The organism is Steroidobacter sp., assembly GCF_016790065.1.
In the GTDB taxonomy this organism is placed as follows: Bacteria; Pseudomonadota; Gammaproteobacteria; order Steroidobacterales; family Steroidobacteraceae; genus Steroidobacter.
On sequence record NZ_JAEUPY010000743.1, the window covers coordinates 13,490 to 38,523 of the forward strand.

21 protein-coding genes are annotated in these 25,034 nt (G+C 61.5%); 14 read left to right on the forward strand and 7 right to left on the reverse strand.

Annotated features, from left to right (window positions below; genetic code table 11):
* Window positions 1-6: 6 nt before the first annotated feature.
* From JNL55_RS30265 to JNL55_RS30275, 3 genes are all read right to left on the reverse strand, one after another.
* Entirely contained in the window at window positions 7-1,161 is a 1,155-nt protein-coding gene (locus JNL55_RS30265) for a fumarylacetoacetate hydrolase family protein (protein WP_293863369.1), read from the reverse strand.
* Window positions 1,162-1,173: 12 nt separating this feature from the next.
* On the reverse strand, window positions 1,174-2,676 hold the full coding sequence (gene xylE / locus JNL55_RS30270; protein WP_293863371.1) for a D-xylose transporter XylE: 1,503 nt from the start codon (window positions 2,674-2,676) through the stop codon (window positions 1,174-1,176).
* A 231-nt stretch (window positions 2,677-2,907) separates the two neighbouring features.
* Complete coding sequence (locus JNL55_RS30275; protein WP_293863373.1) at window positions 2,908-3,990, reverse strand: LacI family DNA-binding transcriptional regulator; 1,083 nt, start codon at window positions 3,988-3,990, stop codon at window positions 2,908-2,910.
* 133 nt (window positions 3,991-4,123) lie between these two features.
* Between JNL55_RS30275 and JNL55_RS30280 the strand changes: the two genes are divergently transcribed.
* The 3 genes from JNL55_RS30280 to JNL55_RS30290 all read left to right on the forward strand — a co-directional run bounded on the left by JNL55_RS30280 (window position 4,124) and on the right by JNL55_RS30290 (window position 11,018).
* A complete protein-coding gene (locus JNL55_RS30280; RefSeq protein ID WP_293863375.1) occupies window positions 4,124-6,328 on the forward strand; it encodes an alpha-glucuronidase family glycosyl hydrolase in 2,205 nt (734 codons plus the stop codon).
* Window positions 6,329-6,346: 18 nt separating this feature from the next.
* Window positions 6,347-8,302 (forward strand): sialate O-acetylesterase, encoded by a 1,956-nt coding sequence (locus JNL55_RS30285; protein WP_293863377.1) that lies wholly within the window; start codon window positions 6,347-6,349, stop codon window positions 8,300-8,302.
* A 67-nt stretch (window positions 8,303-8,369) separates the two neighbouring features.
* A complete protein-coding gene (locus JNL55_RS30290; RefSeq protein WP_293863379.1) occupies window positions 8,370-11,018 on the forward strand; it encodes a beta-glucosidase in 2,649 nt (882 codons plus the stop codon).
* A 38-nt stretch (window positions 11,019-11,056) separates the two neighbouring features.
* On the opposite strand, the gene JNL55_RS30295 is transcribed toward JNL55_RS30290, so the two are convergent.
* Complete coding sequence (locus JNL55_RS30295; RefSeq protein WP_293863381.1) at window positions 11,057-12,316, reverse strand: MFS transporter; 1,260 nt, start codon at window positions 12,314-12,316, stop codon at window positions 11,057-11,059.
* A 216-nt stretch (window positions 12,317-12,532) separates the two neighbouring features.
* Between JNL55_RS30295 and JNL55_RS30300 the strand changes: the two genes are divergently transcribed.
* The 6 genes from JNL55_RS30300 to JNL55_RS30325 all read left to right on the forward strand — a co-directional run bounded on the left by JNL55_RS30300 (window position 12,533) and on the right by JNL55_RS30325 (window position 18,492).
* Window positions 12,533-14,713, forward strand: a complete 2,181-nt coding sequence (locus JNL55_RS30300) for a LysM peptidoglycan-binding domain-containing protein (protein ID WP_293863383.1) — start codon at window positions 12,533-12,535, stop codon at window positions 14,711-14,713.
* Window positions 14,710-15,102 (forward strand): hypothetical protein, encoded by a 393-nt coding sequence (locus tag JNL55_RS30305; protein ID WP_293863385.1) that lies wholly within the window; start codon window positions 14,710-14,712, stop codon window positions 15,100-15,102. The genes JNL55_RS30300 and JNL55_RS30305 overlap by 4 nt, the downstream gene beginning before the upstream one ends.
* Window positions 15,103-15,300: 198 nt before the next feature.
* Window positions 15,301-15,813 carry a L,D-transpeptidase family protein gene (locus JNL55_RS30310; RefSeq protein WP_293863387.1) on the forward strand — a complete coding sequence of 171 codons (513 nt, stop codon included), beginning with the start codon at window positions 15,301-15,303 and terminating at the stop codon, window positions 15,811-15,813.
* 13 nt (window positions 15,814-15,826) lie between these two features.
* On the forward strand, window positions 15,827-17,245 hold the full coding sequence (ppnN, locus tag JNL55_RS30315; protein WP_293863389.1) for a nucleotide 5'-monophosphate nucleosidase PpnN: 1,419 nt from the start codon (window positions 15,827-15,829) through the stop codon (window positions 17,243-17,245).
* Window positions 17,242-17,946, forward strand: a complete 705-nt coding sequence (locus JNL55_RS30320) for a DUF6901 family protein (protein ID WP_293863391.1) — start codon at window positions 17,242-17,244, stop codon at window positions 17,944-17,946. The genes ppnN and JNL55_RS30320 overlap by 4 nt, the downstream gene beginning before the upstream one ends.
* Before the next feature lie 288 nt (window positions 17,947-18,234).
* Window positions 18,235-18,492, forward strand: coding sequence for a hypothetical protein (locus JNL55_RS30325; RefSeq protein WP_293863393.1), 258 nt, complete (start codon window positions 18,235-18,237; stop codon window positions 18,490-18,492).
* Window positions 18,493-18,517: 25 nt separating this feature from the next.
* Here the strand turns inward: JNL55_RS30325 and JNL55_RS30330 are convergent, their stop codons facing one another.
* Complete coding sequence (locus tag JNL55_RS30330; RefSeq protein WP_293863395.1) at window positions 18,518-19,456, reverse strand: AAA family ATPase; 939 nt, start codon at window positions 19,454-19,456, stop codon at window positions 18,518-18,520.
* Window positions 19,457-19,674: 218 nt separating this feature from the next.
* Here JNL55_RS30330 and JNL55_RS30335 point away from each other — a divergent pair, with 218 nt between their 5' ends.
* From JNL55_RS30335 to JNL55_RS30345, 3 genes are all read left to right on the forward strand, one after another.
* On the forward strand, window positions 19,675-19,905 hold the full coding sequence (locus tag JNL55_RS30335) for a hypothetical protein (RefSeq protein ID WP_293863397.1): 231 nt from the start codon (window positions 19,675-19,677) through the stop codon (window positions 19,903-19,905).
* A gap of 193 nt (window positions 19,906-20,098) precedes the next feature.
* Entirely contained in the window at window positions 20,099-22,063 is a 1,965-nt protein-coding gene (htpG, locus tag JNL55_RS30340; protein ID WP_293863399.1) for a molecular chaperone HtpG, read from the forward strand.
* Between the two features lie 59 nt (window positions 22,064-22,122).
* A complete protein-coding gene (locus tag JNL55_RS30345) occupies window positions 22,123-22,611 on the forward strand; it encodes an FKBP-type peptidyl-prolyl cis-trans isomerase (protein WP_293863401.1) in 489 nt (162 codons plus the stop codon).
* A gap of 6 nt (window positions 22,612-22,617) precedes the next feature.
* On the opposite strand, the gene JNL55_RS30350 is transcribed toward JNL55_RS30345, so the two are convergent.
* A complete protein-coding gene (locus tag JNL55_RS30350; RefSeq protein ID WP_293863403.1) occupies window positions 22,618-23,265 on the reverse strand; it encodes a YbhB/YbcL family Raf kinase inhibitor-like protein in 648 nt (215 codons plus the stop codon).
* Window positions 23,266-23,401: 136 nt separating this feature from the next.
* Between JNL55_RS30350 and JNL55_RS30355 the strand changes: the two genes are divergently transcribed.
* Both JNL55_RS30355 and JNL55_RS30360 read left to right on the forward strand, forming a co-directional pair.
* Complete coding sequence (locus JNL55_RS30355) at window positions 23,402-24,061, forward strand: alpha/beta hydrolase (RefSeq protein WP_293863405.1); 660 nt, start codon at window positions 23,402-23,404, stop codon at window positions 24,059-24,061.
* 16 nt (window positions 24,062-24,077) lie between these two features.
* Window positions 24,078-24,530: a TerB family tellurite resistance protein gene (locus JNL55_RS30360; protein ID WP_293863407.1), complete on the forward strand. Its 453-nt coding sequence runs from the start codon at window positions 24,078-24,080 to the stop codon at window positions 24,528-24,530.
* A gap of 65 nt (window positions 24,531-24,595) precedes the next feature.
* Here JNL55_RS30360 and JNL55_RS30365 read toward each other — a convergent pair whose 3' ends face one another.
* Window positions 24,596-24,907, reverse strand: coding sequence for an HU family DNA-binding protein (locus JNL55_RS30365; protein WP_203169711.1), 312 nt, complete (start codon window positions 24,905-24,907; stop codon window positions 24,596-24,598).
* Window positions 24,908-25,034: the final 127 nt, after the last annotated feature.

Consider the following 25,034-nt stretch of genomic DNA (forward strand, 5'->3'; position numbering starts at 1 on the left):
TTCAGCCTAAGTAGAGCGCTGCGCCAGCAAGCCGCGGCCTGCCAGGTTGCGCATCAAGTGACCGATACCGATGGACCACGGCGGCGCCAGGTCGGACGTCGTCAATTTGTTTTCCAGTGTGCCCAGCGCCGGGGAGGAGACGCGCACCAGATCGCCGACCTTGTGCGTAAAGCCGCGACCGGCTACATCGCGATCGTCGGTGGGCGCGAACATGGTGCCGAGGAACAGCGCGAAGCCGTCCGGATACTGATGCTGGCTCAAGGTCTGCTCGACCAGCTCCAGCGGATCGCGGCTGATGAGCGACATGGAGCTGCGGCCCTCGAGTTTGTAACCTTCCTCACCTTCGACGGTGAGCGACACGACCGCTTGGCGCACGTCATCGATGCCGAACGTGGCGTCGAACAGGCGAATGAACGGGCCGATGGCGCAGGACGCATTGTTGTCCTTGGCCTTGCCGAGCAGCAGCGCGCTACGACCTTCGATGTCGCGCAGGTTCACGTCGTTGCCGAGTGAAGCGCCGAGTGTGCGGCCTTTGGCGTCGCAGGCCAGCACGATCTCCGGTTCTGGATTGTTCCAGTGCGACTCTTTGCGCACGCCGATCCAGTCGCCCCAGCCCATCGACGACAGCACCGGAGATTTGGTGAACACTTCGGCGTCCGGACCGATCGCCACTTCCAGATACTGCGACCACAGGCCGTCGGCGATCAGCGCTTCTTTCAAGCGAACCGCGGTCGGCGAGCCGGGTTTTACCGAGCGAATATCGGCACCGACGCGTTCGCCCAGAGCGTCGCGAATCGCTTGAGCTTTGGCGTAGTCACCGCGTGCGCGTTCTTCGATCACTCGCTCAACGGCCGATACAGCGAAAGTCACACCGCACGCTTTCACACATTGCAGATCGACCGGCGCGAGCAAACGCGGCGTCGATTCGCCGCCGTTGAAAGCAGCAGTGAACGACAGTTGCTCGAGCGGCCCGAGATCTTCGCCCTCAGGAACCGAGCCGTTCCAGCTGTTCAGCAGATCGGCAACGGTAGGCGCGACACGCGATACATCGCGAACACGACCACGCGTGATGACGACCGGCGTCGGCCCGGCAGTAGTGGCGATGCGGCCAACCAGGGTGGCCTCACGCCAGTCCGCCGGAAGATGGGCAAGTAATCTCATGGCTAAAACCGATCAAAGAGCGTTGGCAGTGCTGGCTTTGGAGGAGGCGCGTGCCGAACCATCCAGCTCGGCCGACTTCTTGGTCCACAAGTGCTGAATCGATTCCAGGCTCTGGCCCTTGGTTTCCGGCACGTAGCGCCACACGAACAGTGCCGCGAGAATGCTCATCACGCCGTAGATCCAGTAAGCGAAGCCATGATTGAACAGCGCGTTCAAGGTCGAGTTGCCGTCCAACACCTTGAAGGTCAGGGACACGAACCAGTTGGCAATCCATTGCACGGCCACCGCCAGCGCCATGGCTTTGCCCTTGACTGGGTTCGGGAAGATTTCCGAGAGCAACACCCAAACCACCGGGCCCCACGACAGCGCGAAGCCGGCGATGTAAGCGACCACGGCGATCAGTGCGGCGGTACCGACGTTGTGACTGTTGAACAAGAAGCCCAGCGACAACATCGAGACGGCCATGACCACGCCGCCCAGGATCAGCAGCGGTTTGCGACCCCAGCGATCCACGGTCACCAGCGCAACCAGTGTGAACACGATGTTGGCGATGCCGACGATGATGGTTTGTAACAACGCACTGTCGGTCGACGCACCCATGTTTTGGAACATCAGCGGCGCGTAGTACAGCACCGCATTGATGCCGATGAACTGCTGGAACACCGACAGCATGATGCCGACGAACACCACCAAGCCGCCGAAAGCAAACAACTTGGCAGAGCGTTCGTGCAGCGACTCGTCGATTTCTTTCAGTACCACGCGCGCTTCGGCTTTGTTGGAGAGCCGGGACAGCACATTTCGTGCTTCATCCATGCGGCCTTTCATCACCAGCCAATGCGGCGTTTCTGGGACCAGCAGCAACAGTGCAAAAAACAAAGCGGCGGGCAGCGCGGCCGACAGCAGCATGTAACGCCAGCCGGTCGACAGCACCCACTCGTCGTTGCCCTGCGAAGCGATGAACCAATTCACGAAGTACACCAGCGTCATGCCGCCGACGATGGCGACTTGCTGATAAGTCACGAGTTGGCCGCGCTGCCGGGGTGGCGCGATTTCGGCGATATATAACGGCGACAGCATCGAGGCCACGCCGATGCCGATGCCGCCGAGGATGCGATACAGGATGAACGCGCTCAGCGCCTCCGGACCTTCGCCGCCGATGCCCAGGAAGCCGAACTCCGGATAGGCCGAGCCGGCCGAGGACACCATGAAGAGAATTGCCGACACGAGCAGGCCGCCGCGACGGCCAAGCTTTTGGGACATCGGGCCGGCCAGGGCCGCGCCGATCACACAACCGATCAGGGCGCAGGCAATGGCGAAACCGGACAAGCTGCCGGCGCTGGTTTCGGACAGCCCACGCGGCGAGATGAAGTTGTGGTCGATGGCGCCGACGGCACCGGAGATCACGGCCGTGTCGTAACCGAACAGCAGGCCGCCTAGCGCTGCGACGACCGCCAGGCCTCGCACCAGTGCGGTTTCCGCACGCGCGTTCGGCTCGTTGGGAATCCCCTGTGACATAAATGTGCGCCCCCTGAGATGACGCCTGCGAGTGGATTGTCGGCCGAGGCCGTCATGGGACCTCGTGCTGTTGGGGCAGCGTAGTGATAGCGCTATCAAAATTCAAGCATGGCCTGACTCTGACGGTCTTGGTCCGCCTGAATCGAGCGCTTTTTCGAGGGGGCATCCTTGCCCAGCACAGCTCCTAAACGTCTTTGCGTCCGTTACATTCGGGCATCCTGCCCATCAGAACTAGCCGGCGTTAGGGGCCGCGACCGAGTCGCGCTTCACCAGAACGTGCGCTACCACGTGATCGACCACTACACGGGCTTCGCCGTCTTTGCGGCGGCGAATGCTCCGTAACAGCAGTTCGATGGAGGAGGCGGCCATCGCGGCGATGGGCTGGCGGATGGTGGTCAACTCAGGCCAAACCGTGGTCGCGGTGGGTGTGTCGTCGAAGCCGACCACGGATATGTCGCGCGGTACATCGAGGCCGCGGCGGTGGGCGACGGATACGGCGGCTGCGGCCATATCGTCATTACTGGCAAAAATGGCGGTCGGCGGCTTTTTGCGCGCGAGCAGCTTTTCGGTGGCTTCCAGGCCGGAGCGATAGGTGAAAAAACCTTGTTGAACCAAGGTCGCATCCACCGGGATGCCGGCTGCTGCCATGGCGGCCTGATAGCCCTCGTAGCGCAAGCCGCTGGCGGTTTGATTGGGATGGCCTTTGATGAAGGCGATGCGCGAATGCCCGAACGAAATCAAATGCTCGGTCATTTCTTGCGCTGCGCGAAAGTCATCGATGCGCACTCCGGAAATATCCGGCTGAAAGCGGCCCGACGCGATTGCGACCACCGGAATTCCTGCCGCCACCAGTTCGGAACAAACAGCCTTGGATTCGCATAGCGGCGGCGGAAGAATCACGCCGGCCACGCTTTGCGCGATCTTGCGAGCCGCGGCGCGTTCGGTCGCGCGCGTCATGTGATCCCACGTATCGAGCACCAATTGCGTGGCTGCTCGGCTTGCACCGTCGAGTGCGCCGACCAGCAATTCGCTCAAATAAGCCGAGCTCGGGTTTGTATAGATCAGCGCGATTCGCGTGCCCGAGGCCGCGGCCAGGGAACGAGCTGCCGCGTTTGGGGTGTAGTTGAGCTCACGAACCGTGCGCATCACCAATTCGCGCGTGGCAGCTCGAACATTCGCATTGCCATTGACCACGCGTGACACGGTCATCGGCGAGACGCCGGCGCGCTGGGCCACTTCGTGGATGGTGACCGCCGCGCCTTTACGCCGGGTCGGGGTAGCGGAGTTGCGGGCTCTGCGAGGTGCGTTTTGCATGAAGGTGCTTAGGTGGGCCAAGCGCTTGAATGAGTACGGCGCATTATGCCTCGTAGGTGCAAGGGTGGAAGCGCGCTAAAGGCCCGTGATACCGTTACCAGGAATTTTGACGCAGCGATGGTAGGGGGAACTGATGGCACCAGGTCATGGGCTGGGTGGCGGGTGCGCGCCGGCGTTTCGAGCTATTTCACCGCTTTGGCTGGCTTTTTGGGCGCTGTGCGCGGCGTTCGCTGTGCAGCCCGCGGTCGCCGAAGATGGCTACGATTTATGGCTGCGTTATCGCTCTTTGCCGGCTGAGCAACGCGCAATTTATGCGCCTGCCACTGCGCAACTCGTCATGCCCGCTTCGTCACCGACGCTGGCGGCTGCCAAGAGCGAACTTTCTCGTGGATTGAGCGGCTTACTGTCGCAGACGCCAGCGAATGTCGAGCGTGTTGCGGCGGCCGGAGCTGTGCTCGTCGGTACACCGCAATCGAATCCGCAGATCTCGCAACTCGAGCTGGGCCTGAAAGGCCTATCGCCGCAAGGCTATGTGATTCGTCAGCAGCGCGTCGGCGACCATACAAGCATCGTCATCGCGGCCAACGACGATGTCGGTGTGCTGTATGGCGTGTTTCATTTCCTGCGCTTGTTACAGACACACCAGCCGCTGCAAAACCTGGCGATCAGCGAGTCCTCGCGCATTCAGTTGCGCATGCTGAATCATTGGGACAACTTGGATCGCACAGTGGAGCGCGGCTATTCCGGCGCTTCGTTGTGGGATTGGCACAAGCTGCCGGACTATCTCGATCCGCGCTACACCGACTACGCGCGCGCCAACGCGTCGATAGGCATCAACGCCACGGTGCTCACCAACGTCAATGCCAATGCGCTAGTGCTGACTCCTGCCTATCTCCACAAGGCAGAAGCGTTAGCCAAAGTGTTTCGTCCTTACGGCATTCGCGTGTTTCTGACCGCTCGCTTCAGTGCGCCGGTGGAGATCGGTGGTTTGAAAACAGCTGATCCGGCGGATCCGGCCGTGCAAAAGTGGTGGCGCGACAAAGCGGCGGAAATCTACAAAATCATTCCCGATTTCGGCGGCTTGCTGGTCAAGGCCAATTCGGAAGGTCAGCCTGGTCCGCAGGATTACGGCCGTAATCACGCCGACGGCGCGAACATGTTGGCCGACGCGGTGAAGCCGTTCGGTGGCACTGTCATCTGGCGCGCGTTCGTTTATTCGCACGAGCAGCCCGACGACCGCGCCAAGCAGGCTTACGACGAGTTCGTGCCGCTCGATGGCAAGTTTCGCGACAACGTGCTGGTGCAAGTTAAGAACGGCGCCATCGATTTTCAGCCGCGCGAGCCCTTCCATCCGTTGTTCGGCGCCATGCCGAAGACGCCGCTGGCCATGGAGTTTCAGATCACCAAGGAATACTTGGGCTTTGCGACGCACCTCGTCTATCTCGGTTCGTTCTGGGAGGAGGTGTTGCGCGCCGATACCTATCGACCTCGCAAGGGCTCGACGATTGCGAAAATCCTCGATGGCTCGGTGCATAACTATGCGCGCACGGCGATTGCGGGCGTAGCAAACATCGGCAGCGACCGTAACTGGAGCGGCTCGCAATTCGATCAAGCGAACTGGTACGCGTTCGGCCGGCTGGCGTGGAATCCGACGTTGTCATCGAAGGCGCTGGCGGAAGAGTGGGTGCGGATGACGTTCTTCAACGACCCGAAGTTCGTCGAACGCACCGTCGGCATGATGATGAAGTCGCACGAAGCCGTGGTCGACTACATGAATCCGCTCGGCCTGCATCACGTCATGGGTCGCGGTCATCACTATGGTCCAGCGCCGTGGGTCGAAGGCGGCCCGCGCGCAGATTGGACGGCTGTTTATTTTCATCGCGCCGATGCCAAAGGGATTGGCTTCGATCGCACCAAGACCGGCAGCAATGCCGTGGCTCAATACGCTGCGCCGATTGCGGCCGAGTTCGGCGATCTCAAGCGCGTGCCAGAGCAGTTCCTGCTCTGGTTCCATCATGTGCCTTGGGACTATCGCACCCGGTCAGGCCGCATCCTTTGGGATGAGCTGGTGTATCGCTACACCCGCGGCGTCGACACGGTTCGTGAGATGAGTCAGACGTGGCAGGGCGTGGCGTCGCAGGTCGATGTCGAGCGCCACGCGGAAGTGGCGGCGTTCTTGAAGATCCAAGAGAACGAAGCGCAGTGGTGGCGAGACGCCAGCATTGCTTATTTCCAGACGTTCTCGAAGCGGCCACTGCCCGCCGGGTTCGCGCCGCCTGAGCATTCGCTGGACTACTACAAGTCGCTGGATTTTCCGTACGCGCCAGGGCATCACTGATCTGGAGCATCACGAAGCATGAACGCTCGCGTCGGCATCCTGTGTCATGCGTTATCGCTCGGCGCGCTGCTGGCTGGGTCGGCGGTGAGCGCAGCGCCGCTGTTGCATGACTTGTTTCAAGATCACGCGGTCTTGCAACGAGACCAAACGATCAATGTTTGGGGACAGGCGCAGCCGGGCGAATCGTTAACGCTGACGTTGGCGAGCGCGCGCGGCCAGGCTCGGGCTGACGCTTCCGGTTACTGGCGAGCGTCATTGCCAAGCCTGAGCGCAGGCGGTCCGTATCGACTGTCGGTCACTGCTGCGTCGGGCGATGAGCAGACGATTGACGATGTGATGATTGGCGATGTGTGGCTGTGCTCGGGACAGTCCAACATGGTCCTGCAAGTGCATCGCGCGCTCGACTCGCGTTCCGAGATTCTGAACTCCGCGAACGATTCCATTCGAATGCTGACCGTGCCGATGTCGGCCAATGCGACGCCTCAATCCACATTCGCCAGCCCGGTGCAGTGGTTGAAAGCGTCGCCGAGCACCGTCCCGGAGTTCTCGGCCGTCTGTTTGTTCTTTGCACGTGAGTTGCAGAAGAAGGACAACGTTGCGATGGGCCTGATCGCCTCGGCTTGGGGCGGTTCCAAGATTCAAGCGTGGATGTCGGACGCGGCGCTGCGTTCCATTGGAGGCTATGACGCTGCTTTGGACGCGCTCGCTCAGTCGGGGAAAGATCCGATCGCAGCAGCGGCGCAGTGGGGCGCGATCTGGGAAACGTGGTGGCGCGAGCGTACCAACGAACGTCGTGGCACCGAGCCTTGGAGCGCCAAGCCCACGGGCAATTGGCAGATCGCGCCCATGGAAAAAGGCTACTGGGAAGCGTGGGGCGTGCCCGAGCTGGCGAGCTACGACGGCCTGCTGTGGTATCGCACGAATGTGACTTTGACGAAGTCGCAAGCGGCTCAGCAGGCCACGATCACCATCGGTCGAGCGGATGAATCCGATCAAGTATGGGTGAATGGTCGCTTGGTGGGCGCAGCGGGTCCGGGCAGCGAGAAGTCTTACTCGTTGCCTCCGAAACTGCTGCGCGCAGGAGACAACTCCATCGTCATCAGCGTGCTGGACACGTATGCAAACGGCGGCTTGCCCAGTCCCATCGACAGTCGCGCGTTGAAATTTGCCGATGGCTCCAGCGTCGTGCTCAACAAAGAATGGCGCTATCGATTGCCGCCAGCGAATGCGGCGTTTCCGCCCAGAGCACCGTGGGAAGCAACGGCCGGCTTGGGCGTCATTCACAACGGCATGATTGCGCCGCTGTCGAATCTGAGTCTGCGCGGCGTTGCTTGGTATCAAGGCGAATCGAACACGGACGAGGCTGATCGCTACCAACCATTGCTGACGCGCTTCATGGCGGATTGGCGAGCGCGATTCCGCGCGGACTTGCCATTCTTTATCGTGCAGCTGGCGGGCTATGGGCCCGCGTCGACGCAGCCGAATGAGAGTTCATGGGCGAAGCTGCGAGAGGCGCAGCGTCTGGCCGTGAAGGCGGATGGAAACGCCGGCCTGGCGGTAGCCGTTGATCTCGGCGAGCGCACCGACGTTCATCCAGCCAACAAACAAGAAGTGGCGCGCCGCCTAGCTCGCGCTGCGAGGCATGTTCTTTACAACGACGCGGCCTCGGCGTCCGGTCCAGTGCCCGCAAGTGCGCGGCGTGAAGCGGGTGGCATCTCGGTTGAGTTCACCGATGTGACCGGGCAGCTCGTTGCCTACAGCGCGGCCAGACCCATCGGCTTCGAAACTTGCGCCGCCGACATGAACACCTGCCAGTACGCCGAAGCAACTATTCAAGGCTCGCGTGTGGTGCTGAAGAGCGCCAACGCAAACATCGCGACTCGCGTGCGCTATTGCTGGGCCGATAGCCCAGTGTGCACGCTTTATGACGAAGCGCGACTGCCGGCCGGTCCGTTCCAAATCGAACTGCAATGAATGTTCCATCGCCGCCAGGACGCGGCCTATCGGGGGATCGATAAGGATGCACACCATCCAGTCAGGAATGACAACGCTTGCTGTCACGGTGACCGCCTTGCTGGCTGTTTCAGCAGCGGCGTGGGCAGATGCGCCGCTCTACAAGGACTTGAACAAATCCTTTGAGCAGCGCGCCGCCGATCTGGTCTCGCGCATGACGTTGGAAGAGAAGGTCGCGCAGCTGGGCAATAACGCCCCGGCCATTCCGCGGCTCGATGTGCCGGCCTACGAATGGTGGAACGAAGCTCTGCATGGTGTCGCGCGCGCCGGTGCAGCGACTGTATTCCCGCAAGCCATCGGGTTGGCTGCGAGCTTCGATGACAAAATGATGTTGGAAATCGCCACTGTCATCAGCGACGAAGCTCGAGCTAAGCACCACGAGTTCGCGCGCCGCGAACTGCGCGGTCGCTATCAGGGGCTGACGTTCTGGTCGCCCAACATCAACATCTTTCGTGATCCTCGTTGGGGCCGCGGCCAGGAAACCTACGGTGAGGATCCGTGGCTCACCGCTCGCATGGGTGTCGCGTTCGTGAAGGGCCTGCAAGGCGACGACCCGAAGTATCGCAAGGTCGATGCGACGGCCAAGCACTTCGCCGTGCACAGCGGTCCGGAAGCGGATCGGCATCATTTCGACGTGCATCCAAGCGAGCGAGATCTGTACGAAACCTATCTGCCCGCGTTCCAAGCGTTGGTGCAGGAAGGCGGCGTCGCATCGGTGATGGGTGCATACAACCGTGTTTACGGCGAGTCGGCATCGGCGAGCCCGCGGCTGTTACAGCAGGTCTTGCGCAAGGATTGGGGCTTCGATGGTTACGTAGTCTCAGACTGCGACTCCATCGAGGATATTTTCAAACATCACAAGATCGTGGCCACCGCGCCGGAGGCCGCAGCGCTCGGCGTGCGCTACGGCTGCGATCTGGATTGCGGCAAAACTTACGATCAGTTGTTGCCGGCTGTGAAACAAAAGCTGGTGAGCGAAGCCGAGATCGATGGCGCCGTGCGACGGTTGATGCTCACTCGCTTTCAACTCGGCATGTTCGATCCGCCGGAGCGCGTGCGTTGGGCGCAGATTCCGTACTCAGTCAATCAGGCGCCGAAGCATGATCAGCTGGCACGTCGCGCGGCCCAGTCGTCCATCGTGCTGTTGAAGAACAATGGCATGTTGCCGCTGTCGCGCGATGTCAAAACACTGGCTGTCATTGGTCCGACTGCCGATGAAGTCATGTCCTTGCTGGGTAATTACTACGGCACGCCGGCGGCACCCGTGACGATTCTGCAAGGCATTCGCGAAGCGGTGGGGCCGAAGACCAACGTGATCTACTCGCGCGGCGCGGATCTCGTCGAAGGTCGCGAAGAGCCGCGAGCAGTGCCGTTGATCGACGCCACTTTCCTGCGGCCCGAAGCGGGCTCGAAGCAGCAAGGACTCAAAGGCGAGTATTTCCGTGGGCGTGACTTTGCCGGCAAGCCGGCGATGACTCGCGTCGATTCGCGCATTGCATTCCGATGGGATCGTGGCGCGCCGACCGACGACTTGGCGGCACGCGGTGAGTTGTCGAATGAGCAGTCGCTGGCCGGCGATGATTTCAGTGTGCGCTGGACGGGTGAGCTGTTACCGCCGACCACTGGCAAGTACGAACTGGTTGTCGGTGCGAACGACGGCGTTCGTTTGTATCTAGACGATCGCTTGTTGGTGAATGGCTGGGAGCTCAACGAGCGCGTGAGCAGTCATAGCGTCGCGGTGGATCTCCAAGGCGGTCGCGCGTATCGGATCAAGATCGAGTACTTCGAAGACATCCGCGACGCTGAGATTCGGCTGGGCTGGAATCGTCCAGGCGCCAAGGCGCCGTTCGAAGAGGCGTTGGAGGCCGCCCGCATGGCCGACGCCGTCGTGTTCGTCGGCGGCTTGACCGGCGATGTCGAAGGCGAAGAAATGAAGGTCAACTATCCGGGCTTCGCCGGCGGCGACCGCACCGACATGCGTTTGCCGGGCAGTCAGCGCAAGTTACTCGAAGCGTTGCAAGCGACCGGCAAACCGGTGGCGCTGGTGTTGACCGGCGGCTCGGCGCTCGCGGTCGATTGGGCTCAGCAGCGGCTGCCCGCAATCCTGATGGCTTGGTATCCAGGTCAGCGTGGCGGCAGCGCTGTGGCCGATGTGTTGTTCGGCGAGGTCAATCCGTCGGGCCGCTTGCCTGTGACTTTCTACAAGGCGGACCAAAAGCTGCCGGCGTTCGATGACTACTCGATGCAAGGGCGCACGTATCGATACTTCGCGGACCAGCCGTTGTATCCGTTCGGTCATGGCCTGTCGTACACGCGCTTCGAGTATTCCGGTTTGAAGTTGGATCGTGCGAGCGTCGCGGCCGATGGTTCGTTGCAAGCGTCGATCACGGTGAAGAACGTTGGTTCGCGTGCCGGCGAAGAAGTCGTGCAGTTGTATGTCGCGCCGGTAGAGTCGAAGCGGTCACGCGCGGTTAAAGATTTGCGAGGGATCAAGCGCGTTGCGCTAAAGCCCGGCGAGTCGGGCAGCGTCAGCTTTACGCTCAAGCCATCCAAAGATTTGCATCACTACGATGTGGATGCGAAGCACTATGCCGTGGATGGCGGCAAGTATGAAGTGCAGTTTGGTGCGTCGAGCGCCGACATTCGCGCGCGGCAAACGTTCGAAGTGAAGCTGTGAAGCGGGGCAGGGCTCGCGCTGGCGAGCCCTGCTTACTTTCACATCTGCGCCGGTTCGAGCTTGGGCGCCAGCAGCTGAATCAATCCCAGCGCCAGCAAATAAGCCGTCGCAGCCATCAAAAACACCGGCACATAACTGCCGGTGGTTTCCAATAAGAACCCGGTGAACGTGGCGATCAGCATGCCGCCCACGGCGCCGCCGAAACCGCCGATGCCCACCACCGACGCGACGGTGCGTCGAGGGAACATGTCCGAAGGCAGCGTGAAGATGTTTGCTGACCAGCCTTGATGGCCGGCCGTGGCGAGGCCGATCAGCAACACGGCGACCCACACGTTCTGTACATGTGACACGAACACAATGGGCACCACGCACAGCGCGCAGATCAGCATCGCAGTCTTGCGTGCGCGATTGACGGTCCAGCCCATCTTGATGAAACGGCCGGCTGCCCAACCGCCAGCGATGCTGCCGATGTCGGCGAGCACATAAATCGCGACCAGCGGCGCGCCCAGGCCGAGCAGGCTCAAACCGTATTCACTGTGCAAATACTTGGGCAACCAGAACAGGAAGAACCACCAGATGGGATCGGTCATGAACTTGCCGAGCAGGAAGGCCCAGGTCTGGCGATAGCGCAACAACTGAGACCAGGGCACCTTCTCGGTGGGCTCCGGCGGGTCGCTGCGGATCAACGCTAACTCCGCGGCACCAAGCTTCGGGTGTTGTTCGGGTGGGCGATAAGTGGCGAGCCAAGTCACGAGCCAAATCGCGCTGAGCACGCCGGTGGCGAGGAAGGCGGCTTGCCAGCCCCACGTGATGGCGATGATGGGCACAGTCAGCGGCGCGACGATGGCGCCGATGTTCGAGCCTGAGTTGAAGATGCCGGTGGCGAAGGCTCGCTCACGTCGAGGAAACCATTCCGCGACTGTTTTGAGCGCGGCTGGGAAGTTGCCCGCTTCGCCGAGCCCGAGAGCGAAACGCGCCATCGCGAAGCCTGCGACGCTGCCCACCAGCGCGTGACTCATGGCGGCCAAGCTCCAAACCGCAATCGCGAGTGCATAGCCCAGGCGCGTCCCGAGACGATCGATGACAGCGCCCGCGCTGACCAAGCCGATGGCGTACGCGGCTTGAAAGCACGTCACGATGTAGCCGTATTGAATCTCGCTCCAGGCGAATGTTTTCTGTAGCTCGGGCGCGAGTACGCCGAGCACCTGGCGATCGATGTAGTTGATCGTGGTCGCGGCGAGTAGCAGTCCGCAGATGCGCCAACGATAGCGACCGGTCGGCGTCGCTGAAGAACTCACCATTACTCCCCCTCAGGCAATGGGCGGCGTGCCGTAGCAAGCAGCCTCGGTGGCAAATGATACCGCTATCATTAACCCAGGCTGCCGGTCGGGGTCAATCGAATCGCCCTGAGATCAACGTGGGGCCCCAATTTGCGAACTGCAACGCTGTGCAAGGCTCGAGGTTTTACATAGTCTTGCCCGCCTCGTTTCCCCTTCAATGTCGACGACGGTTTAATGAAGCTGCTGTATCGCCTCCCCATCCTGCTATTGCTCAGCTCTCTGGCTCTGTTCACGGCCGCCATCGCGCCCGCCAGCGCCAGTTCGAGCCAGCATTTCGTTCGCCCGGCGGAGCTGGAAGCCGATATCGCGTTTTGGCGTCGCATTTACACGGAGGTCACCACCGAGGGCGGCCTGCTGCACGATCCGGAAGAGCTGAGCGTCGTCTACGAAGCGCTCAAGTTCCCTTCGGACATCGCTCCAAAGGCGCGCTCTGCACGCATCGACGAAGCCAAGAAGAAGTACTCGCGCATCCTGGACCGTCTGGCCAGCGGGGCTGAGGATCTGAATCAAGAGGAGCTGCGAGTGCAGGCGCTGTGGCCGAAAGGCACGCGGCGTTCGCGTTACGAGCAGGCTTCTGAAGAAGTGCGTTTCCAGCTCGGCCAGGCCGATCGCTTCCGCGAAGGGTTGGTGCGCTCGGGCGCGTGGCACGATCACATCGCCGACACGTTCGAGAAGATGGGCTTGCCGCGCGAGCTGGCGGCGTTGCCTCACGTCGAATCGTCGTTCAACACCTATGCGTATTCCAAGGTCGGCGCGGCCGGCATGTGGCAGTTCATGCGGAGCACGGGTCGTCGCTTCCTGCGCATCGACGCTGTGGTCGACGAACGCCTCGATCCCTATCGCTCTACCCAAGCGGCTGCGCGTTTCCTCGAACAGAACTACATCGTGCTCGGCAGTTGGCCGCTGGCGCTGACGGCTTACAACCATGGTCCTGGCGGCATGAAGCGCGCGCAGGAGCAGCTCGGCACCAGCGACATCACCACCATCGTGCGCAAGTACAACAGCCGTTCGTTCGGCTTTGCTTCGCGCAATTTCTATCTCGCGTTCCTGGCTGCGCTGGAAATCGACCAGAACCCCGAGAAGTTTTTCCCCGGCATCCGGCGCAACGCGCCGGATAGCAGCCGCGTGCTGACCATGCCGCAGCCCGTGCCGGCCAGCCGGCTTGCTACGGTGCTCGATATCGATCAAGAGGACCTGCGTCGCCTGAATCCGGCACTACTCAACACGGTTTGGAAGGGTGCGCGTCATGTGCCGCGTGGTTACGAGTTCCGCGTGCCGTCGCATATCGATCTGACGACGGTGATGGCGAAGCTGAGCACGGCTGCGCCCGAGCCGGCCGACGTAGTGCTCGCTGGAACTCAGCATCGTGTGCAGAGCGGCGAGACGCTGTCGACCATCGCTACTCGCTATGGCGTGAGCCAGGCGCAGCTCGCGGAAGCGAACGATCTTGCGCGCCCATATCGGTTGCGCGCCGGCCAAGTGTTGGCGCTGCCAGAGAAGAGCGGTCGCCCGGCTGCGGTCGTCGCTCAGACACCGAAGGAAGTACCGCCGCCGCCTCAGGTTGCCAAGCAGCCCACTCCGCCCACGGGCGTGGTTGGCAACGAGCGTTATGTGGTTCGTCGTGGCGACACGCTCGGCAAAATCGCGAAAAGCCATGGTCTGACCGAAGAGCAGCTGATGGAGCTGAACAACATCCGCAATCGTCAGTTCATCTATGAAGGGCAGGTGTTGGCGTTGGCCGCATCGGCGCGCGCCAAGCCGCCGGTCGAAGCTGAAGTGCCGGTTGCAACGGTCGCCGCTGTCGTTGAGCCGCCGTCCGAAGCTGAAGCCGTCGAGCCGGTGTCGGAGCGTGAAGCCGAGGAGATCGGTCCTGCGCTCGTGCCGGGTACGCAGGCCGCGTCCTCCGCCGATCCGAGCGATTACTCAGTCAAGGATCACAACATCATCATCGTGCAGGCTGCCGAGACTCTCGGTCACTACGCGGAATGGTTGGATGTGCGCGCCAGTCAGCTGCGTCAGCTGAACCGGATTTCGTTCGCGACGCCGGTGATCGTCGGCCGCAAGGTAAAGCTGGATTTCTCCAAGGTGTCGCCGGATCAATTCGAGGCGCGCCGTGCCGAGTATCACCGTGCTCTGCAGGAAGCGTTCTTCACTGAGTTCCGTATCCAGGGCACCAGCGAACACGTGATCAAGCGCGGCGAGTCGGTGTGGGTGCTGGCTCAGCAGCGCTACAACATCCCGATCTGGCTGCTGCGCCAATACAATCCGGACCTGGACTTGGGCTCGTTGCAGCCCGGGGCACGATTGGTGATTCCGCTGGTCCAAGCCACGGGTGTCACGGAGCCGTCGGCTTGAGCGGGAAATTATTCAGATCCAGTTTGCTGGTCGTCGCCATCGCTACGGCGGCGAGCGGTTGCATGAGCGTGCAGCTCTACGACGGGCCGAAACGAGGCCGAGACGAAGTCGCGCGCATCAGCGGCGATCCGGCATTCAATGCCGGTTCGCCCATTGCGGTGGTGTTGCGGCAGGTCGACGGTCAGGACATCGGCGTCACTCAGACCTCGGTCGAAGTGTTGGAAGGCAAGCACACCTTGCTGGTGGATTGTCGGATTGCCGAGACGCAGCGGACCTCCCGCCATGAGCTGGAAGTGGAGGTCTATAGCGGCCGCCAGTACCGGCTACGCGCCGAGACTGGCCCGGCCTTGCGCGAATGCACGGCAGTGACTTTGGAAGCGCGCAGCTGAACGGCGGCGAAGCGGCCGCTTGGTGATCCAGGTCACGGTTTTTGGCCGCGATCCAGCCAAGATGCATGTCGAGGATGCCCTACAGCCTCAATCGTGCTGCTCACGAGCCGACATAAGTCGAGCCACGCTATAATCCCCCGGCGTTGACCTTCGCTACTCCTTATGCCGCGAAACATTGCTGCTCTCGTCACTGCTTCGTTGGTCCTTTTTTCCGCCGCGCCGCTGCGGGCGGAAACGCCATTACAGTCCTCGGCACTGGTCTCCTCCAGCGTCGAAGCAGCACTGCCATTGGCGGACAAGGTGGTGATCCGTAAGGGCGAGCGCAAGCTGTACCTCATGAACAACGGCGCCCCATTACGCACCTTCAAGATCGCACTCGGCTTGCGGCCGGAAGGTCACAAGCAGTTCGAAGGCGACTTCCGCACGCCCGAGGGCGCCTATCGCCTGACGCGCCGGAACCCGAACAGCGAATATTTCCTGTCCATCCTGGTCGACTACCCCAACGATCAGGACGTGAAACGGGCGCGCTCCCAGGGCCTGCGCCCGGGCGGCGCGATCATGATTCACGGCCAACCCAACATCCCCAAGAAGTCGCGCGACTACTACGCGAATGTCGACTGGACCGAGGGCTGCATCGCCGTGTCCAATTCGGACATGGTGGAAATCTGGTTGATGACGCCGCCCGACACGCCCATAGAGATCCTGCCGTGAAAGAGACAAGTACATGAAGGCGCCGTCCAATGACGGACGCGCCTCGGCCTCGGTCACCCAGGCCGATCCCGAAGGAGTGGTCGACGCCAGAGTCTCGCCGCTAGGCAGCCTGGAAAACCTTTCGCAGCGTGAAGTACAGCAGCTGCTCAATTCAGGGCAGGGCGGGGTCTACGACCTGTTTCGCCGCTGTGCGCTGGCGGTGCTCAGCTCGGGCTTGGAGTCCGACGACATCCGCGCCATCTTCGACCGCTACAAAGACTTCGAAATCACGCTCGGCCGCCAGGCTTGGGGCATCAAGCTGCAAGTGAAGAACGCGCCGGCCAGCGCCTTCGTCGATGGGTCGATGATCCGCGGTATCAAGGAACATCTGTTCTCGGTGCTGCGCGACATCGTCTATATCCACGACGCGATTCTGGGCAGCGGCCGTTTCGATCTGAACGATCCGGTCAGCATCACCAACGCCGTCTATCACATCCTGCGCAACGCGCGGATCCTGGATTACAAAGGCCGGCCCGATCTGGTGGTCTGCTGGGGCGGTCATTCCATCGGTTCGGTGGAGTACGACTACACCAAGCGAGTGGGTTACGAGCTGGGCCTGCGAGCGCTGAGCGTTTGCACCGGCTGCGGTCCGGGCGCGATGAAAGGCCCGATGAAGGGTGCCACCATCGGTCATTCCAAGCAGCGCATCCGTGAGGGTCGCTACATCGGCATGACCGAGCCCGGCATCATCGCCGCCGAGCCGCCCAATCCCATCGTGAATCAGCTGGTGATCATGCCGGACATCGAGAAGCGCCTCGAGGCGTTCGTCCGGTGTGCGCATGCCATCGTCGTGTTCCCGGGCGGTGCCGGCACCGCTGAGGAAATTCTGTATCTGCTCGGCATCCTGCTCGATCCGGCCAATGCCGAGCAGCCGTTGCCAGTGATCTTCACCGGCCCGCCGTCGGCGGCCGAGTATTTCGGTCAGATCGATCGCTTCATCGGTGCGACCTTGGGCGACGCCGCGCGCGCTCGCTACAAGATCGTGATCGGCGATCCGCCGCAGGCGGCTCGCGAAGTGTTCAAGGGCATCGAGCAGGTGCGCGAATATCGCCGCGCCAAGAGCGATGCCTACAACTTCAATTGGCTGCTGAAGATCCCCGAGGACTTCCAGCGGCCGTTCGAGCCCACGCACGAGGCGATGGCTCGCTTGGAGTTGCGCCGGGACCTGCCGCCGCATGTGATGGCTGCCAACTTGCGTCGCGCGTTCTCCGGCATCGTCGCGGGCAACGTCAAAGAGCAGGGCATTCAAGCCATCGAAGCGCGCGGCCCGTTCGAACTGCACGGCGACAAGGAAGTAATGACCTTGCTCGATGACCTGCTGTCGGCGTTCGTCCGCCAGAAACGCATGAAACTGGCCGGCGAATACAAGCCCTGTTACCGGCTGGTCGCATGAGCAGTAAGGTCGCGCTCACCTACCGCTTCACTTTCCCCAATTCTCAAGAGCGCGTGTTCGAGCTGGAGATGGATCGAGACACGGCGGAGTTGTCGCCGCCGGTGCTGTCCGATCCGCCGTCATGGACTGCGCTCAGCTTCAATCAATGCACCGGCTGTCCGTTCAACGCGGCTGAGACGCCGTACTGTCCGGCCGCTTTGCACATGTCGGGCGTGATCGACGGCTTCACCGATCTGGTCTCCTACGACAAGGTGCGCGTTTCGGTGGAGAGCGAAGAGCGCCAGGTCGTGGCCACGTTGCCGGCGCAGCAGGCGTTGGCGTCGCTGATGGGTTTGATCATGGCGTCCAGCGGCTGTCCGAACACCGCGGTGTTTCGGCCGATGGCGCGCTTTCATCTGCCGTTCTCGAGCGAATCCGAAACGGCGTATCGAGTCGCTTCCATGTATTTGCTGACTCAACACTACGCCGCGCGCGAAGGTGGCACGGCCGATTTGGCGCTCGAAAATCTCGAACGCGTGTATCAGGGCGTGCACTCGGTGAATCGCGGCATGGCGACGCGTTTGCGTGCAGCGAGCCGGCAGGATGCGATCGTCAATGCAGTCGTGCTGCTCGATGTGTACAGCAGCTTGGTGCCGGCAGCGATTCACGACATCCTCGACGAGATCAAACCGGCGTTCGCCGCGTTGCTCGCTGCGAAATAGACGTTTGTTTGTTCGTGTTGCGGTGTCGGATCTTTTTCCACTCGTGCAGCTGAACACGCGCGTTCAGCGATGTGTTTTGCGCGCGACGTGCGGCAACTCATCCAATAATCAATAACCGCCGGTTAAATACAGCGCGAAAAGCCCGCGCTTTGTGACGTGACACTAGTGTCAGTAGCGCTTCCCTTGCGATGGCTGTCGCACTCTAGAGACGACACTCGATCGCTGTGATGTAGTTCCTCACTCGCGTGGTGTGTGCTCCGTAAGTTGAGCTCGCACGAGGAGACACACATGACCACGACCGAATCCAAGATCGACGAGATGACCGCTACCGGCCGCCACCGCGCCTGGGCAGGCGAGAATGCGGGTGCGATCGTTCGCGCCGGTAACCGTGAGCCGCAGCGGGCCAACTGGTTGGATCGCGCCGAGCCGAGCGGCAATTCGCGTCATGCCGCGATCACGCGCTCATTGCACACCTGGTCCAACTACAAGAGCTGGACCGACAAGGTGAAGAGCAACTGGGACAAGGATACGAAGGGCGGCAAGTAATCTGTTCGCGACGCTAGTTCGGCTGTTAGCCGAACACGCGTCGGAGCAGCGAAGGCAGCAGCGATTCGGAAGAGTCGCGTGACTTCGAGCTGCTACCGCCGCGGTCGCTGAGCGCACTTGCCGGGCTCGCGACCGCATTCATCACCGCCGCGGGACTGAGCTTGGGCGTCTCGGCCGGAGTCGGCGGAGCGAACACTGAAGGTTTGGCCGCAACCGGTTGCGGCGGAAGGATGGACTCGAGCGTGGCGGTCGCAACCTTCGGTGTGGAGGTGAGCGCCGAAGTGATGGCCGGCGTGCCCGGCTCGATGTGCAGCGGCTTACGCTGCGCCAGCCAGCCCACCAGCGGCAACCAATGTTCCAGGTCTTCGCGCGCCGTCGAAGGCTTCATTTCGAAGATGCCGTAACCGGTCTCCGCCGAGCGGATGTACGTCTGCGAGTCTCGCAGCGTGGTCACCACCGGAATCTGCAGGTTCTCCAGAAACTTCATCAACGACTTGTAGATCAAGGTCTGTTTCTTGACCCGGTTGGCGATCACAGCGATGCGGTGTTCGTCACGGCGGACCTTGGCAACCAACAGCAGATTGGAGATGCACTTGGCCGCGGCATGAATGTCGATGTCCGAGGGCAGCACTGGCACCAGCACGGCGGTGGCATTGCGAGTCAAGTCGGCCAGCCGTTGCGCTTCGACCGCGGCCGGCGTGTCCACCACCAGGCGCTGTGTATCCAGCGGCAGACGAGTAGCGAAGCTGCGGGTCATTCCGGTATTACGTTCGTAACCGGCGATGCCATGGATCAGCGGCTGGCCCTGAGTGCGCTTGCTGAGCCAATGGCTGCTCGAGCCCTGGGCATCCATATCCATGAGCGTCGGACGCAACCCCTGGACCGCGAAATAGCTGGCCAGGTTGGTCGCGATGGTGGTCTTGCCGGAGCCACCCTTGGGATTCAAGACGACGATCTTTTGCATGACCGTTAAATGCCGCTGTGTTCGCTGGAATCGACTGTTAAATAGACCAAGCCGCTGTGATTAATCAGCCTACGCAGCACGTTGCCGCACTGCAAGTCCAGAGCGCTGTTCAGGACTGTGACGATCATCACCGGCTGGGGTTACCGTTGCTGTGAGTCGTCTCACACCGACCTCAATTGGCTGCCGCTAGAGTCGTCTCGCCAACCTTGAGGACTGCTATGGAATTCCTGTTGCTGTGGGCCGACAACCTGGACGACGCCCTGTGCGCCCTGCGCCACCTGGCGCCGAAGATCCTGGGCTTTGTGTTCGCATTCGCGCTGTTCGCTTTGACCGGATTCGCACTGGTGCTACAGCCCCAGGCGACGCTGGCCATCATCGGCCTGGTGATGTCCGCCTCGCTGGTCGAGCATCTGCGCCGCCGGCGCGCGACTCTCGCCACCGGCGACTGATTCTTCGTAAATTCTCCGGCCCCGACGAAAATATATCGGGGCCACCGGCCTTTTGAGGCCGCTCACCCGCCTTGAATCCTTCAACGCGGGTCCCCATAAGCCCACGCGTCCAATATCATTGCCGGCCTTCGGAAACCCGGCCTCACCGCGCTGCTGTACGCCGCGCGCGACGCGAACTTATGGAGAGCAGTACATGAACGACACGGGCACGCACGAGACGCAGAGCCAGACCCAAACCCTGGGCTTTCAGACCGAGGTCAAGCAGCTGCTGAAGCTGATGATCCATTCGCTCTACAGCCACAAGGAAATCTTCCTGCGTGAGCTGATCTCCAACGCCTCCGACGCGCTCGATAAGTTGCGGTTCGAAGCGCTGGCCCAGCCTGGGTTGCTCGAGGGCGGCGCGGAGCTCGCCATTAACATCGATGCCGACGGCCAGGCGCATACCATCACCATCGTCGACAACGGCATCGGCATGAGCCGCCAGGAAGCCATCGAGCACCTCGGCACCATCGCCAAGTCCGGCACCGCCGACTTCCTGTCGCGCCTCACCGGCGACCAGAAAGCGGACGCGCAATTGATCGGTCAGTTCGGCGTCGGTTTCTATTCGTCGTTCATCGTCGCCGACCGCGTGGAAGTGTTTTCGCGTCGCGCCGGTCTCGAGTCGAGCGCGGGCGTGCATTGGGTTTCCAGCGGCGACGGTGAGTTCACCGTGTCAGACATCGATCAGCCCGAGCGCGGCACGCGCATCGTGTTGCATCTGAAAGAAGTCGGGCACGAGTTCGCCGATCAGTATCGAATTCGTTCGCTGGTGCGGAAGTATTCCGACCACATCGCCTTCCCGGTGCGCATGCCCAAGCCGGCGCCGTACAAGCCTGAAGACGAAGAGAAGCAGGACGACTCGGTGGTGGCCGAAGTCGTGCCGGAAGCGGAGGCCAAGCCTGAGTTCGAAACGGTCAACACCGCGCAGGCGCTGTGGGCTCGGCCGCGCACTGAGTTGAAAGACGAGGAATACAAAGAGTTCTATCGTCACGTCACTCACGACTTCACCGATCCGCTGGCCTGGTCGCACGGCAAAGTAGAAGGCAAGAAGGAATACACCAGCCTGCTGTATATCCCGGGTCGCGCTCCTTACGACCTGTGGCATCGCGAAGGCGCTCGCGGTCTGAAGTTGTACGTGCGTCGCGTGTTCATCATGGACGACGCCGAACAGTTCCTGCCGCTGTATTTGCGCTTCGTCAAAGGCGTGGTCGATTCGGCCGATCTGCCGCTCAACATTTCTCGCGAGATGCTGCAGCAGGATCCGGCCATCGACACCATGAAGACCGGTCTCGCGCGCCGAGTGATCGACACGCTGGCGAAGCTGGCCAAGGACGAGCCCGAGAAGTACGCAACGTTCTGGAAAGAGTTCGGCACGGTGCTGAAGGAAGGCCCGGCCGAAGATCACGCCAATCGCGAACGCGTTGCCAAGCTGCTGCGCTTCTCGACCACGCTGGCCGACAAGCCGGAGCAAGATGTGTCGCTGGAGGACTACGTCGGCCGGATGAAGGAAGGCCAGAAAGAAATCTACTACGTCATCGGCGACAGCTTCGGTGCCGCCAAGTCGAGCCCGCATCTGGAAGTGTTGCGCAAGAAGGGCATCGAAGTATTGCTGTTGTCGGATCGTGTCGACGAATGGTTGGTCGATCACATGCGCGAGTTCGATGGCAAGCAGCTGAAGAACGTGTCGCGCGGCGAACTGGATTTCTCGACCATTCAGTCGGACGAAGAAAAGAAGGCGCAGGAAGAGCTGTCCAAGAGTCACACCGAGCTGGTCGATCGCATCAAGAAGGCGCTCACCGAACAGGTCAGCGATGTGCGCGTGACGGCGCGACTCTCCGATTCACCGGCGTGCTTGGTGCTGGGTCAGCACGACATGGGTGCGCAGATGCGCCGGATCATGGAAGCAGCCGGCCAGAAGGCGCCGGCCAGCAAGCCGACCTTGGAAGTGAACCCGAATCATCCGCTGTTGCAACGGATCGAGAAGACCGGCGAGGACGCCGAGTTCAACGATCTGTCGCATCTGTTGTTCGAACAGGCGACCCTGGCCGACGGTGGTCAGCTGGCCGAGCCGGCGGTGTTCGTGCAGCGCTTGAATCGCTTGCTGATGAAGACAGCTTGAATAGGACCTGACCGGGCGCGCGCTTATAATCGGGGCATTCCATCTGTGATTGGATTGCCATGAACTACAAGCGCTCGTCTTCCTTGGTCCTGGTTGGCGTCGCCGCGGCTCTGCTCGCGGCGGCGTGTAGCAAGAAAGAAGCTCCGCCGGTTGCGCCGGCGGAGACCTCGGCCCCGGCTCCGGCGCCGATTACCGAACTGCAGAAAGTCGACGTTGTGAAAGGCGCGGGCGAAGGCATCTCGGCCGGTCAGCAGGCGGTCGTGCATTACACCGGTTGGCTGTATGAGCCCGGTGCGCCTGAGCACAAGGGCAAGCAGTTCGATAGCTCGCGCGAACGAGGTAAGCCGTTCCGTTTCACCATCGGCGCGGGTGGTGTGATCAAAGGTTGGGAAGAAGGCGTGCAGGGCATGCAGCCCGGCGGTCAGCGTCAGTTGATCATTCCTGCGAGCCTGGGCTACGGCGAGCGCGGCGCAGGCGGTGGTGTGATTCCGCCCAACGCCACGCTGCTGTTCGATATCGAGCTGCTCGCCATCGAAGATGCAAAGTGAGCCTGGCTAGTTTTCTAGTGGCTTGGGTTTGTTGATCTTCGGATTGTTCGAATAGGTTCCGGTGAGGGTCGCCTGCGCAATGATGTGCGGGCGAATCGCCTGCAGGGCCTGCGCGCCGGTGAAGTCGCCATCCAGCGGCGCAGTGGTGCAGTTCAGCGCGTACACCGTGAAGTTGTAGTGATGCAATCGCTCGTCGTTCCATGGCGGGCATGGGCCGTCATAGCCCTTGTACGTGCCTTTCATGTCGGCATCGCTGGCGAACCAACCGGTGTAATCGTTCACGCCCTGGCGTGAGCCAGCCGGGCCACCCAGTGCTTGCTTGCCGCCGGCGACGATGCCGTTGGAACATTCGCCGGCTTTGAGTTCGGTGATATTGGGTGCAATGTCCACCATCACCCAATGATAGAAATCGGTGCGCGGCAGGCTGTCCGGGACCGACTTGCCTTCCTGATTGACGTCGTCGGGCGTGCTCGGCACGTCGGGATCGACGCAGATCACTGCGAAGCTGCGCGTTTGCGACGGGATATCGCTCCAGCGCAGCTGCGGATTGTGATTGTCGGTGAGGCGGATGTGCAGCACGGGATCCGGCGCGCCGAACGCGAACTGCTCGGGAATGGCCTGATCGTGCTGGAAGCTGGTGGAAGTGAGCTTCATATCGGTCTCGTCTGTGGCTGCCGCGGATCTCCAAAAAACAGCGCGATAGCAGTCGATGTTCCGTCATCCGGTGCGAAATCTTGGCCCGAGCAACCTCGACTCCGTGTCATTTCGCCATGAATGGTAACCTGCGCCCATGACTGTCACTGCTCCGCCCCCCGCACAAACACTCACCATCCCAGGTCCTGCCGGCACGCTCGAAGCATTGCTCGATGCACCCGCTGAGACAGGCTCGCCGGCAGCCGTAGCAATCGTCTGTCATCCCCATCCGCAGTTCGGCGGCACGATGACCAACAAGGTGGTGTATTCGCTCGCCAAGGCGTTTAACGAAGCGGGCGCGCCGGCGATACGTTTCAACTATCGCGGCGTGGGTGCGAGCACCGGCACTTACGATGAAGGCAATGGCGAAACCGACGATGCGTTGGCGGTGCTCGACTGGGCTGCGCAACGCTACCCTGGCGCGCAGCTGTGGCTGGGCGGATTTTCCTTCGGCGGTGCTGTTGCCATTCGCGCAGCTGCGCAGCGGAACGTCACTCGCTTGGTGAGCGTGGCGCCGGCGATTCGCCGCGTGTCGGTGGATACGAGTTCGTTACCGCAATGTCCCTGGCTGATCGTGCAAGGAGATCGCGATGAACTGGTGGACGCGAACGACATCCAAAGTTGGGCCGCGGCATTGCCCGAAGCGCCGCGCGTGGCCTTGCTCGAGGGTGTGGAACACTTCTTTCATGGCCGCTTGAACGAGCTGCGGCAAACGGTCGTGCGCTGGCTGAGCGAGCCGGCGCAGCTGGGCCGGTGAGTTTTACGGAGTACGCATGTTACTGGCGCAGTTGAAAAAGATTTTTGGCGAAGATGCCGTACCGCGTGGCGTGCTGGAGGATCGCGAGCCGTTCGAGCTGGCGACTGCGGCATTGTTGTTGGAGCTGGCGCGGGCCGACTTTTCCGAATCGAGCGCGGAAGTGCAGGCGATCCGCCACTTGTTACAGAAGCGCTTCGAGCTGACCGACGAGGCACTCGACGTGCTGATGGTCAATGCCGCGCGCCGCGTGGACAAAGCCGTATCGCTGCACGAATTCACGCACCGTTTGAATCGGGAATTACCTGAAGAGGACAAGCTCGCCATCGTCGAGATGCTGTGGCGAGTGAGTCATGCGGACGGCCGCATCGACAAGCATGAGGAGCAGTTGGTCCAGCGAATCGCCGGCTTACTGCATATTTCGGATCGCGACCGAGTGCGGCTGAAGCTGAAGGTGGTCGTGGATCGTTGAGGAGTCTTGGGAGGAACGGCGCCAGACGAATCCGGCGCCGCGAAGCAAACAGAAAACGGTGAAACTTAGTTCACCATCTCCTTGAGGCTCTTCAGCGCCGCGATACGCACTTTCTTGCTGGCGGGCTTGGCCTTGAACGTCATCTTTTCGCCGGTGAAGGGGTTGATGCCTTCGCGGGCCTTGGTGGCCGGCTTCTTCACAACCTTCATCTTCAACAGGCCCGGCAGGGTGAACAGTCCCGAACCCTTCAGGCTCTTCTTCACTACGCCGCCCAACGATTCAAACACATCCGACACCTGCTTCTTGGCAAGGCCGGTGTCTTTGGAAATCTGCGCGAGGATCTCCGACTTGGTCGGCGCAGCATTCTTTTTTGCCATTTGTAGTCTCCTGAGTAAGTGACAAATCGCGCCGTCTTGAACACGAGCGGTCGCGGGCAATCGCAAGACGCGCGGGAAAATAACACAAGATTTGCCGGGAAATAAGCAGCGATGCGATTTTTTTGCC

Coding starts and splice junctions, on each gene's coding strand:
- JNL55_RS30265 (WP_293863369.1), bottom strand. CDS start 1,161: ATGAGATTACTTGCCCATCTTCCGGCGGACTGGCGTGAGGCCACCCTG.
- xylE (WP_293863371.1), bottom strand. CDS start 2,676: ATGTCACAGGGGATTCCCAACGAGCCGAACGCGCGTGCGGAAACCGCA.
- JNL55_RS30275 (WP_293863373.1), bottom strand. CDS start 3,990: ATGCAAAACGCACCTCGCAGAGCCCGCAACTCCGCTACCCCGACCCGG.
- JNL55_RS30280 (WP_293863375.1), top strand. CDS start 4,124: ATGGCACCAGGTCATGGGCTGGGTGGCGGGTGCGCGCCGGCGTTTCGA.
- JNL55_RS30285 (WP_293863377.1), top strand. CDS start 6,347: ATGAACGCTCGCGTCGGCATCCTGTGTCATGCGTTATCGCTCGGCGCG.
- JNL55_RS30290 (WP_293863379.1), top strand. CDS start 8,370: ATGACAACGCTTGCTGTCACGGTGACCGCCTTGCTGGCTGTTTCAGCA.
- JNL55_RS30300 (WP_293863383.1), top strand. CDS start 12,533: ATGAAGCTGCTGTATCGCCTCCCCATCCTGCTATTGCTCAGCTCTCTG.
- ppnN (WP_293863389.1), top strand. CDS start 15,827: ATGAAGGCGCCGTCCAATGACGGACGCGCCTCGGCCTCGGTCACCCAG.
- JNL55_RS30320 (WP_293863391.1), top strand. CDS start 17,242: ATGAGCAGTAAGGTCGCGCTCACCTACCGCTTCACTTTCCCCAATTCT.
- JNL55_RS30325 (WP_293863393.1), top strand. CDS start 18,235: ATGACCACGACCGAATCCAAGATCGACGAGATGACCGCTACCGGCCGC.
- JNL55_RS30330 (WP_293863395.1), bottom strand. CDS start 19,456: ATGCAAAAGATCGTCGTCTTGAATCCCAAGGGTGGCTCCGGCAAGACC.
- JNL55_RS30335 (WP_293863397.1), top strand. CDS start 19,675: ATGGAATTCCTGTTGCTGTGGGCCGACAACCTGGACGACGCCCTGTGC.
- htpG (WP_293863399.1), top strand. CDS start 20,099: ATGAACGACACGGGCACGCACGAGACGCAGAGCCAGACCCAAACCCTG.
- JNL55_RS30345 (WP_293863401.1), top strand. CDS start 22,123: ATGAACTACAAGCGCTCGTCTTCCTTGGTCCTGGTTGGCGTCGCCGCG.
- JNL55_RS30350 (WP_293863403.1), bottom strand. CDS start 23,265: ATGAAGCTCACTTCCACCAGCTTCCAGCACGATCAGGCCATTCCCGAG.
- JNL55_RS30355 (WP_293863405.1), top strand. CDS start 23,402: ATGACTGTCACTGCTCCGCCCCCCGCACAAACACTCACCATCCCAGGT.
- JNL55_RS30360 (WP_293863407.1), top strand. CDS start 24,078: ATGTTACTGGCGCAGTTGAAAAAGATTTTTGGCGAAGATGCCGTACCG.
- JNL55_RS30365 (WP_203169711.1), bottom strand. CDS start 24,907: ATGGCAAAAAAGAATGCTGCGCCGACCAAGTCGGAGATCCTCGCGCAG.